The following is an 11,063-nucleotide window of genomic DNA, read 5'->3' on the forward strand; positions in this document are numbered from 1 at the left end:
AAACCCGCGCGATAAATCGCGCCGCTACGGAGAGGTGCACATACCGTAGCGGCGCCATTTATTGCGCGTTACCGACTATTAATCTGCGTCATAACCCAAATTGGGTGCTAGCCAGCGCTCAACTTCGCTCACGCTCATGCCTTTACGCGCGGCGTAATCTTCCACCTGATCGCGCTGAATCTGCGCCACGGCGAAGTATTTGCTATCAGGATGGCTGAAGTACCAGCCGGAAACCGCTGCGCCTGGCCACATGGCGAAAGATTCGGTGAGCTTCATGCCGGTATGTTTTTCTACCTCCAGCAGCTGCCAGATCGGTGCTTTCTCGGTGTGTTCCGGACAAGCCGGATAACCCGGTGCGGGACGAATGCCCTGATAGTTCTCGCGAATCAGCTCTTCGTTGCTGAGATTTTCATGGGCGGCAAAGCCCCAAATCACCTTCCGCACGCGCTCGTGCAGATATTCAGCAAAGGCTTCTGCCAGGCGATCCGACACCGCTTTCACCATGATTTTGTTGTAATCATCGTGCTGCTTGTCATACGCCTCGGCCAGCGCATCTTCCTCAATTCCGGCGGTAACCGCAAACGCGCCGAGATAGTCGGCTTTGCCGCTGGATTTTGGGGCCACAAAGTCGGCCAAACAGTAGTTGGCGAAGTCGGTTTTCTCGGTCTGCTGACGCAAGTGATGACTGACGCACAGCACCTGATTGCGGTTCTCGTTGCTGTAGATTTCAATGTCATCGCCGACACGGTTGGCCGGGAAAATTCCCACCACGCCGCGTGGATTGAGCGTGCCGGTGCTGCTCAGCATATCGAGCATGGCGTTGGCATCGGCAAACAGGCGTTTGGCCTCTTCGCCTACCACTTCATCTTCCAAAATGCGCGGATATTTGCCGGCCAGCGACCAGGTCATAAAGAACGGCGTCCAGTCGATGTAATTGCGCAGCGTTTCAATGCTGGCTTCGACCGGACTCACACCGAGGCGGTGCGCCACCGGCGGCGTATAGCTTTCCCAATCAATGACATAATCATTATCGCGCGCAGTTTGCAGGCTCACCGGCGGCGTGCGCGGCTTTTTGCGCGCGTGCTGAATACGCACCGTGTCGTACTCTTTGCGCGTGCGCGCCACGAAATCTTCTTTCAGCGTTTCGGACAGCAGCGATGACACCACGCCCACGGTGCGCGAGGCGTTCTGCACGTAGACCGTTGGTCCGCTATAGTTCTGCTCGATTTTCACTGCGGTATGCGCTTTCGAGGTAGTCGCGCCGCCAATCAGCAGCGGGATGGTGAATCCCTGGCGCTCCATCTCTTTGGCGACGTTGACCATCTCATCCAGCGACGGCGTGATCAGGCCGGAAAGCCCGATGATATCGGCGTTCTCGGCAATCGCGGTTTTGAGGATTTTGTCACTCGGCACCATAACGCCGAGGTCAATGATTTCGTAGTTGTTACATTGCAGCACTACGCCGACGATATTTTTGCCGATGTCATGCACATCGCCTTTTACCGTTGCCAGCACAATCTTGCCGTTGCTGCGTCCGGCCTCTTTGCTGGCCTGAATATAAGGTTCGAGATAGGCCACCGCTTGCTTCATCACGCGCGCTGATTTTACCACCTGCGGCAGGAACATCTTGCCCTCGCCGAACAGATCGCCAACCACGTTCATGCCGGACATCAGCGGCCCTTCAATCACTTCAATCGGCCGCGCTGCTGCCTGGCGCGCCTCTTCGGTATCCAGCTCAATAAACTCGGTGATGCCTTTCACCAGCGAGTATTCCAGACGTTTTACCACGTCCCAGCTGCGCCATTCGGCCTGCTGTTTCTCCTGCTCGCCGTCGCTTTTGCTGCCGCGATACTTCTCCGCCAGCTCCAGCAAGCGCTCGGTGCCATCGTCACGACGATTCAGCACCACATCTTCCACCGCATCACGCAGTTCGGCAGGCAGATCGTCGTAAATCGCCAGCTGACCGGCGTTCACGATGCCCATGTCCATGCCGTTGCGGATGGCGTAATAGAGGAACACCGCGTGAATCGCTTCGCGCACCGGTTCGTTACCACGGAACGAGAACGACACGTTGGAGACGCCGCCGGAGATCATCGCGTGTGGCAGTTCGCGCTTGATGTCTTCGCAGGCACCGATAAAGTCCATCGCGTAATTGTTGTGTTCTTCAATGCCAGTCGCCACGGCAAAAATATTCGGGTCGAAAATGATGTCTTCTGGCGGGAAACCAACCTCTTCGGTCAAAATCTTGTAGGCGCGACGACAGATCTCAATTTTGCGCGCCCGCGTATCCGCCTGACCCGCTTCGTCAAACGCCATCACCACCATCGCTGCGCCGTAGCGACGCACTTTGCGCGCGTGCGCGATAAACGGTTCCACGCCCTCTTTCATCGAAATAGAGTTCACAATGCCTTTGCCCTGAATGCACTGCAGGCCTTTCTCGATCACTTCCCATTTGGAGGAGTCGATCATAATTGGCACGCGGGCGATATCCGGCTCACCAGCAATCAGATTGAGGAAGCGCACCATCGCCGCTTCCGCATCCAGCATGCCTTCATCCATGTTGATGTCGATGATTTGCGCACCGTTCTCTACCTGCTGGCGCGCCACATCCAGCGCTTCGTTGTATTTCTCTTCTTTGATCAGACGCTTAAATTTGGCCGAGCCGGTGACGTTGGTGCGTTCACCGACGTTGACGAACAGCGAATCGGCCTGAATGTTCAGCGGTTCAAGCCCGGCTAAGCGACAGGCAACCGGAATCTTTGGCAGCTGGCGCGGCGCAACGCCTTCTACTGCGGCCGCCATCGCCGCGATGTGTTCCGGCGTGGTGCCGCAGCAGCCGCCGATAATATTGAGGAAACCGGCGCGCGCCCACTCACCAATTTGCTCAGCCATGATCGCCGCATCGAGATCGTATTCACCAAAGGCGTTGGGCAAACCGGCGTTCGGGTGCGCGGTCACATAGCTTTCGGCAATGCGCGACAGCTCCGCCACATACTGGCGCAGTTCGTCCGGGCCCAGCGCGCAGTTGAGGCCAAACGACAGCGGTTTGGCGTGGCGCAGCGAGTTATAGAAACCTTCGGTGGTTTGGCCGGAGAGCGTACGACCGGACGCATCGGTGATGGTGCCGGAGATCATCAGCGGCAGCTTCACGCCCATCGCTTCCATCTCGGCCTGCACCGCGTAGATCGCCGCTTTGGCGTTGAGGGTATCGAACACCGTTTCGATCATGATGAGGTCGGAGCCACCGGCGATCAGCGCATGCGTCGATTCGCGGTAAGCTTCCACCAGCTGATTGAAGGTGACGTTACGATAGGCGGGATCGTTGACGTCCGGCGAGATAGAACAGGTGCGGTTGGTCGGGCCCAACACGCCCGCCACGTAGCGCGGACGATGCGGCGTTTTCGCCGTCCATGCGTCGGCGCTGGCACGCGCCAGTTTGGCGGCTTCGAAGTTGATCTCCGCCGACAGCGCTTCCATCGCGTAATCGGCCATCGCAATGGTGGTGGAGTTGAAGGTGTTGGTCTCGAGAATATCCGCGCCGGCAGCGAGATAGGCATCGTGGATTTCGCGGATCACCTCCGGTTTGGTTAGCACCAACAGATCGTTGTTGCCCTTCAAATCAGATGGCCAGTCGGCAAAGCGGCTGCCACGGAAATCCTGCTCACTCAGTTTATAACTCTGGATCATGGTGCCCATGCCACCGTCCAGAATCATAATGCGTTGCGCCAGCTGCTGCTGCAGCATTTCTGTTTTGTTGCTCACTCTCGCCCCGTCCACGTCATTGCGTTGGCTAATATGCCAGCCAGTCATACTGGCACAACTTGCAGGTGATCAAAAGTCAGCTCAGATGAGACATTTTCAGCTATTGCCGATGACAGGTCTGACCAGAAAGTCAGCGTTTGCATTAATGCGGTTAAAAACGAAAATGGTTTCCAGCATTGATGCGAATTGGAGACGTTATGGCAACCCCTGCGCCCGTGAAACGCGGCAAGAAACCGCGTGCGACAACGGCTACCACCAGCGCGCCCGTCGGCGGGCAAGTACAATCTTTGACGCGTGGTCTGCGCCTGCTGGAGCTGATTGCCGAATCCCACGGCAGCGTGGCGCTGACCGAACTGGCACAACAGGCCGGTTTACCCAACTCCACCACTCATCGCCTGCTCTCCACCATGCAGCAGCAAGGTTTTGTGCATCAGGTGGGCGACTTAGGTTTGTGGACCATTGGTTCGCACGCGTTTGTGGTCGGCAGCAGCTTCCTGCAGAGCCGCAATCTGCTGGCGATTGTGCATCCGCTGCTGCGCAAGCTGATGGAAGATGCCGGCGAGACGGTGAATCTGGCGGTGCTGGATCTCAGCGATTATCAGGCGGTGATCATCGACCAGGTGCAGTGTACGCAGCTGATGCGCATGTCCGCGCCGATTGGCGGCAAGCTGCCGATGCATGCATCCGGCGCCGGCAAAGCGTTTCTGGCGCATCTGAGCGATGAGCAAGTTACCGCGCTGCTGCATCAAAAAGGGCTGCATCACTACACGCCGAAAACGCTGATGTCGCCACACAGCCTGAAGGAGAATCTGGCGCTGATTCGTAAAATGGGCTTTTCGCACGATGATGAAGAGCACGCGCTGGGTCTGCGCTGTGTTGCGGCACCGATTTATGACGAACATGGCGAACCCTTCGCCGCCATCTCAATCTCCGGCCCGATTGCGCGCATGACTGACGACCGCATCACCGAGCTGGGAGCGCTGGTGATCCGCGCCGCGAAGCAGGTGACCCAAACCTATTCTGGCCGCTAAGCGGCCACCGACGCATAGCGCGCGCTGAAACGCTGGCTGGCGCGCCACGCAATTACCTCTTCAATATGCCCTTCGCGGATGCGCGTTTGCAGCGCGCGCCACCAGTTGGGATCAAACAGCTGCGGATGCAGCGCCTGCAGCAGTTTGCCGGTCGAGGGTTCGCTGCACAGCGCATAGCGGAAGGTTTCCGGGAACACATCATCCGGCCCGACGCTGTACCACGGCTCGGCCTGCAGCTCATCTTCCTCATAGCGCGCCTGCGGCACATCGCGGAACACCAGCTCGGTCATCGGGCGGATTTCGTCGTAATCGTAAAACACCACGCGGCCATGACGCGTCATGCCAAAGTTTTTGTACAGCATGTCGCCGGGGAAAATATTTGCCGCCGCCAGCTGACGAATCGCATCACCATATTCGCCAATCGCATGCTGCCGCTGTTCCGGCGAAGCCTGAGCCAGCCACAGATTAAGCGGCTCCATGCGGCGTTCCAGCCACAAATGGCGGATGATCACCACATCGTCGCGCAGCTCGAGCTTTTCCGGGATATCGCGCTCAAACTCCGCCATCAGCTCGGCCGGAATACGCGCGCGCGGTAACGCAAAGTGCTCAAACTCCTGCGTATCCGCCATGCGGCCCCCGCGATCGTGCTCTTTGACCATGCGATAGCAGTCGCGCACCTGCGCATCGGTGACCTCTTTTTGCGGTGCGAAGCGGTCTTTGATCACCTTAAATACGCGATCAAAACCCGGCAGCGTGAACACCATCATTACCATGCCGCGAATGCCGGGTGCGACGGTGAAATCTTCCTGACTGTTCGCCAGATAGTGCAGGTATTCACGGTAGCATTCGGTTTTACCGTGCTTCTGACAGCCAATCGCCATGTAGCGCTCTGCCACGGTTTTTCCCGGCAGAATCGGTTGCAGCCACGCCACCAGCGCGGCAGGCACCGGCGCGTACACCATGAAATAGGCGCGGGCAAAACCAAACACGATGCTGGCATCATCGCTGTCGGTGAGACAGGTATCGATCCATAAACGGCCAGCATCATCGCGCTGAATCGGCAGCAAACAGGGCACCATGCCATCACTCAGCTGCAGGCGCGCCACAATCCACGCGGTTTTGTTGCGGTAAAACAGTTCGCTGGCGACATCCAGCGTCGCCGTCGCCAGCTGTGTGGCACCAAACTGCTCGTGCAGATGGCGCACAATCCAGCCGATATCGCGCGTTTGATCCTGCCACGTTAGACGCAGCGGAATGTCATTCAGCACCTGACGCAGTGTTTCCTGCCAATTCTGCTGCGGACGATAGAGGCGCGACAGCGGGCGCGGCGCAACCGGTGCGGGCGCATAGGGCTGCGACGGCAAGATAAACAGACGCTCGGGCGACAAATGGCTGTGGCCCTGCAGGCGACAATAGACCGAATTGAAGAAGCTTTCGGCGATTTCATGGCGCGGGTAGCCGGGCAGCAAGGTTTCGTAATGGCTTTTCACCCGCAGCCAGAATGCGTCATCCCAGTCCGAAGTGTCATTGAGAATGCGCAGCTGGTTGGTGACCAGGCCAACATGGTGATCGTAAAGATGGATACGCGCTTTCATTGCCTGCTGCACCGCGTGCCAGTCGGCCTGCTCGAAGCGCTGTTGCGCACCGGCGGTGATATCCAGAAAGCGGCCATACTGCGCGTCAAAACCTTGCAGAATGGTGTGGGCGATCAGCGATTCTCTCGGCGTCATCGGCAACGCTCCTTTAGCGGTAAGTGGTCGCCATTGAATGGCGACCTTACAACGGCTTCAGAATTGTGCGGCTTCGGTGGAGCCGGTCAGCGCGGTCACGGAGGATTGTCCGCCCTGGATGACGTTGGTGACGCGATCGAAATAGCCGGTGCCCACTTCCTGCTGATGCGATGAGAAGGTGTAACCCTTATCGCGCGCCGCAAACTCCGGCTGCTGCACTTTCTCCACGTAATGGCGCATGCCTTCGCCCTGTGCATAGGCGTGCGCCAGGTCAAACATGTTGAACCACATGCTGTGAATTCCGGCGAGCGTAATGAACTGGAAGCGATAGCCCATTTCGCTCAGCGCCTGCTGGAAACGGGCGATAGTGCGATCGTCAAGATTCTTCTTCCAGTTGAACGAAGGCGAGCAGTTGTAAGCCAGCAACTTGCCGGGATACTGCGCGTGAATCGCGTCGGCAAAGCGCCGCGCCATCTCCAGATCTGGCGTTGAGGTTTCGCACCACAGCACATCGGCATAAGGCGCATACGCTAGCCCGCGGCTGATCGCCTGTTCAATCCCGGCACGCGTGCGGAAGAAGCCTTCCGAGGTGCGCTCGCCGGTGATAAACGCCGCATCGCGCGGGTCGCAATCTGAGGTGATCAGATCGGCGGCATCCGCATCGGTGCGCGCCAGCAACACCGTCGGTACGTTCATGACGTCCGCGGCCAGACGCGCCGCCACCAGTTTCTGAATCGCTTCCTGCGTTGGGACTAATACCTTGCCACCCATGTGGCCGCACTTCTTCACCGCCGCCAGTTGGTCTTCAAAATGCACCGCGCCGGCACCGGCCTGAATCATCGATTTCATCAGCTCGAACGCATTGAGCACGCCGCCAAAGCCCGCTTCCGCATCGGCGACAATCGGCAGGAAGTAATCAATAAAATCACTGTCTTCTGGCGATACGCCGCTGGCCCACTGAATTTGATCGGCACGCTGGAAGCTCTGATTAATCCGCTCCACCACATTTGGCACCGAATTCACCGGATACAGCGATTGGTCGGGATACATCTGCCCGGCCAGGTTAGCATCTGCCGCCACCTGCCAGCCGGAGAGGTAAATCGCCTCTATGCCGGCTTTCGCCTGCTGCACCGCTTGTCCGCCGGTCAACGCGCCGAGGCTGTTGATGTAGCCTTTGCTCGATTCACCATTCAGCAGCGACCAGAGTTTGGTGGCACCGCGCTCCGCCAGCGTGCAGGCGGGATTGACCGAACCGCGCAGATTGACCACATCCTCCGCACTGTACGGGCGAGTAATTCCCTGCCAACGCGCATCATTCCAGCTCGATTCCAGTTGTTTGATCTCTTGCATACGATTCATCGTCATATCTCCAGGTTCAAGGCAGCAGGCGGTAGCCCGGCAGAGTGAGGAAGGAAACCAGTTCGTCGTCGGTGGTAATTTGCGCCATCAGCGCGGCGGCATCGTCGAAGCGTCCATTTTGAAAACGTTCTGCGCCAACGGTTTGCTGCAAGGTGGCCAGCTCTTCCTCCAGCAGCCGTTCAAACAGCGCCACCGTTACCGGCTGGCCATCGCTGAGAATTTGTTTGTGATGAATCCATTGCCAGATGGAGGTGCGGGCGATTTCAGCGGTGGCGGCATCTTCCATCAACCCATCAATCGGAACGCAGCCGTTGCCGCTGATCCAGGCTTCCAGATATTGCAGCGCCACGCGGATATTGGCGCGCATGCCGGCTTCAGTACGCTTGCCGCGACAGGGCGCCAGCAGACGTTCGGCGGTGATTGGCGCATCCTGCTCACGCGTGATGTGCAGTTGGTTGGGCTGATCGCCCAGCCGACGGTCAAACTCCTCCATCGCGATATCAGCCAGGCCGGGATGCGCCACCCAGGTTCCGTCGTGACCGTTGCCCGCTTCTCGCGCTTTATCTTCCTGCACCTTTTGCGTCACCCATACATTGCGCTCCGCGTCTTTGCTCGGAATCAGCGCCGACATACCGCCCATCGCCAACGCACCACGACGATGACAGGTTCGAATCAGCAGGCGTGAATAGGCATCGAGGAATGGCTGATCCATGCTGATTTGCTGGCGATCCGGCAGGATACGATCGGGATGCTGGCCCAGCGTTTTGATGTAGCTGAAGATGTAATCCCAACGGCCACAGTTGAGGCCAACGACGTGATCACGCAGTTCCCACAGGATCTCATCCATCTGGAATACCGCCGGCAGCGTTTCGATCAACACCGTGGCTTTGATGGTGCCGCGCGGCAGATCGAAGCGATCTTCACTGAAGCGGAAGATCTCACGCCACCACGCCACTTCAGCGGCATGCTCGGTTTTCGGCAGATAGAACCATGGCGCGTGGCCCTTCTCCAGCAGCGCTTCAACGTTGTGGAAAAAGTAGAGCGCAAAGTCGAACAATCCGCCGGGAATGGCCCGATCGCGCCACTCCACATGCTTTTCATTCAGATGCAGACCGCGCACCCGACACATCAGCAGCGCCGGATTGGCGCGCAGCTGGTAGATCTTGCCGGTTTCACTGGTGAAGCTCAGCGTGCCATTGACGGCATCGCGCAGTGTTAATTGTCCGTCGATCAGCTTCTGCCAGGTTGGCGCCAGTGAATCTTCAAAATCGGCCATGAAGACGTTGACGTTCGCGTTGAGCGCGTTGATCACCATTTTGCGATCCGGCGGCCCGGTGATCTCTACGCGACGATCCTGAAGCAGCTGCGGAATAGGACGAACTTGCCACGCATTTTCACGAATGGAAGCGGTTTCCGAATCAAAGCCGGGTAACTCACCCTGATCGTAATGCTTCTGTCGTTGCTGGCGTGCTTTCAGCAGGCGTTCGCGCTCTGGTGCAAAGCGCACCACTAATGCGTGTATAAAGTCGATTGCTTCTGGGGTAAGCAGCTGCTTTTCCGCGTGGGTAAAGGGCTGGCTGAAGGTTAGCGTATTGCTGATAACCGAGTCTGTCATGCGGGCTGCCTCCTGAGGTGATCCATCGTTTAACGATCGGATCCGGATGTAGGGTGTTTTATAACCTGCAAGATCAAAGCATAATGATTTTTATTTTAATTTCAAAAACTATTTCCATTTTAATGTTTATGTTAATTTATCAGATTGATATTTATGTAATTTAATCTCTCGAATTAAAGGCAATAACTTCCACTGGTGAATTGAAGGCAAAAAAAAAGCCGCGATAGCTTTCGGCTAGCGCGGCAGGATCAAACGAGGTGTTTGATCTATTCGAGTGTTGGATTCATCCGGCGCAGATCGAACGGCGTGATCTGATAAACGTAGTAGTTCAGCCAGTTGGAGAACAGCAGGTTGCCGTGGCTGCGCCAGGTGGCGCGCGGTGGCAGCTCTGGGTTGTCGTGCGGGAAGTAATTGAACGGCACGTCCGGCTGCAGGCCAGCATCGTAATCGCGATGATACTCACCCGAGAGCGTCAGGGCATCGTACTCAGGGTGGCCGGTGACAAACGCCAGGCGCTTGTCTTTGCTCGCCATCAGATATGCGCCGGTGGATTCCGATTCGGCAAATAGCTCGAGATCGGTGTAATCGCGGATCAGCTGGCTCGGAAAATCAGCATAGCGTGAATGCGGGGCCAGGAAATTGTCGTCAAAACCGCGCGTTAGTAAGGCGTGGGGATGCAGGATTTGGTGCTCATAAACACCGGACAATTTGTTCTGCCGCGTCTGCTTAGGAATGCCATACAGAATGTTGAGTGCCGCCTGAACCGCCCAACAGACAAAGAGCGTGGAGGTAACGTGTTCATTCGCCCAATGCAGCACGCGCTGAATCTGCGGCCAGTAAGCGACATCATTGAAATCGACCAATCCCAGCGGCGCGCCGGTCACAATCAGTCCATCGAAGTTATCGTTTTGGATGTCTTCGAAGTTGCAGTAGAAGTTGTTCAGATGCTCCGTCGGCGTGTTGCGCGACTCGCGACTATCAATGCGCAGCAGCTGCACATCAATCTGCAACGGTGAGTTAGAGAGCAGACGCAGGAACTGATTTTCTGTCTCAATCTTCTTTGGCATCAGGTTAAGAATCAGCACTTTTAGCGGACGGATCTCCTGAACACTGGCGCGCGACGACGTCATGACAAAGACGTTTTCATCACGCAAAAAATTCACTGCCGGTAATTCGTCGGGAATCCTGATTGGCATAACCTACTCACCTCTTACTGATAACCGTATAAACGTTTAGACATCCAGATGCCCGACATTAGCTTGTTATGTCGGGAATGTCGAGTCTTCATGCGGTTTATGAAAATGTTTCAGCTTTAGGTGGGATTTGGGATAAGTCGTGGCGTATTTATGCTGGACTAGCTTCTTGAAATGAAAGTTTGAGATGAGATTTGCGTGATTTTCATACACTGAATCGCTCTATTCTATGCGATTTTAGTTGATTTCAGACGTAAAAAAGCCCCGGACTTTCGTCCGGGGCTTCTTCACTATTTGATGCCTGGCAGTTCCCTACTCTCGCATGGGGAGGCCCCACACTACCATCGGCGCTACGGCGTTTCACTTCTGAGTT

The 11,063-nt window shown here is 56.7% G+C and carries 6 protein-coding genes; 1 reads left to right on the forward strand and 5 read right to left on the reverse strand.

The genetic code is table 11. The features are described 5' to 3' along the window. Positions 1-78: 78 nt before the first annotated feature. On the reverse strand, positions 79-3,762 hold the full coding sequence (gene metH, locus ACFQW4_RS22430) for a methionine synthase (RefSeq protein ID WP_377727728.1): 3,684 nt from the start codon (positions 3,760-3,762) through the stop codon (positions 79-81). Between the two features lie 197 nt (positions 3,763-3,959). Between metH and iclR the strand changes: the two genes are divergently transcribed. Continuing rightward, positions 3,960-4,793, forward strand: coding sequence for a glyoxylate bypass operon transcriptional repressor IclR (gene iclR, locus ACFQW4_RS22435; RefSeq protein ID WP_101763122.1), 834 nt, complete (start codon positions 3,960-3,962; stop codon positions 4,791-4,793). Here iclR and aceK read toward each other — a convergent pair. From aceK to metA, 4 genes are all read right to left on the reverse strand, one after another. Continuing rightward, a complete protein-coding gene (gene aceK, locus ACFQW4_RS22440; protein ID WP_377727733.1) occupies positions 4,790-6,523 on the reverse strand; it encodes a bifunctional isocitrate dehydrogenase kinase/phosphatase in 1,734 nt (577 codons plus the stop codon). The two genes, iclR and aceK, sit on opposite strands and share 4 nt — an antisense overlap. Positions 6,524-6,580: 57 nt before the next feature. Beyond that, positions 6,581-7,882, reverse strand: coding sequence for an isocitrate lyase (aceA, locus tag ACFQW4_RS22445; RefSeq protein WP_377727736.1), 1,302 nt, complete (start codon positions 7,880-7,882; stop codon positions 6,581-6,583). Positions 7,883-7,898: 16 nt separating this feature from the next. Further along, positions 7,899-9,497, reverse strand: a complete 1,599-nt coding sequence (aceB, locus tag ACFQW4_RS22450; RefSeq protein ID WP_377727738.1) for a malate synthase A — start codon at positions 9,495-9,497, stop codon at positions 7,899-7,901. 266 nt (positions 9,498-9,763) lie between these two features. Then, positions 9,764-10,693: a homoserine O-succinyltransferase gene (gene metA, locus ACFQW4_RS22455; protein WP_101763126.1), complete on the reverse strand. Its 930-nt coding sequence runs from the start codon at positions 10,691-10,693 to the stop codon at positions 9,764-9,766. Positions 10,694-11,063 lie beyond the last annotated feature (370 nt).

This window comes from Pantoea sp. GCM10028869, assembly GCF_042666835.1.
In the GTDB taxonomy this organism is placed as follows: domain Bacteria; phylum Pseudomonadota; class Gammaproteobacteria; order Enterobacterales; family Enterobacteriaceae; genus Pantoea; species Pantoea leporis.

Bases quoted from the DNA above. Each gene is read 5' to 3' on its own strand.
- iclR (WP_101763122.1), top strand. From the start codon at position 3,960: ATGGCAACCCCTGCGCCCGTGAAACGCGGCAAGAAACCGCGTGCGACA.
- aceK (WP_377727733.1), bottom strand. From the start codon at position 6,523: ATGACGCCGAGAGAATCGCTGATCGCCCACACCATTCTGCAAGGTTTT.
- aceA (WP_377727736.1), bottom strand. From the start codon at position 7,882: ATGAATCGTATGCAAGAGATCAAACAACTGGAATCGAGCTGGAATGAT.
- aceB (WP_377727738.1), bottom strand. From the start codon at position 9,497: ATGACAGACTCGGTTATCAGCAATACGCTAACCTTCAGCCAGCCCTTT.
- metA (WP_101763126.1), bottom strand. From the start codon at position 10,693: ATGCCAATCAGGATTCCCGACGAATTACCGGCAGTGAATTTTTTGCGT.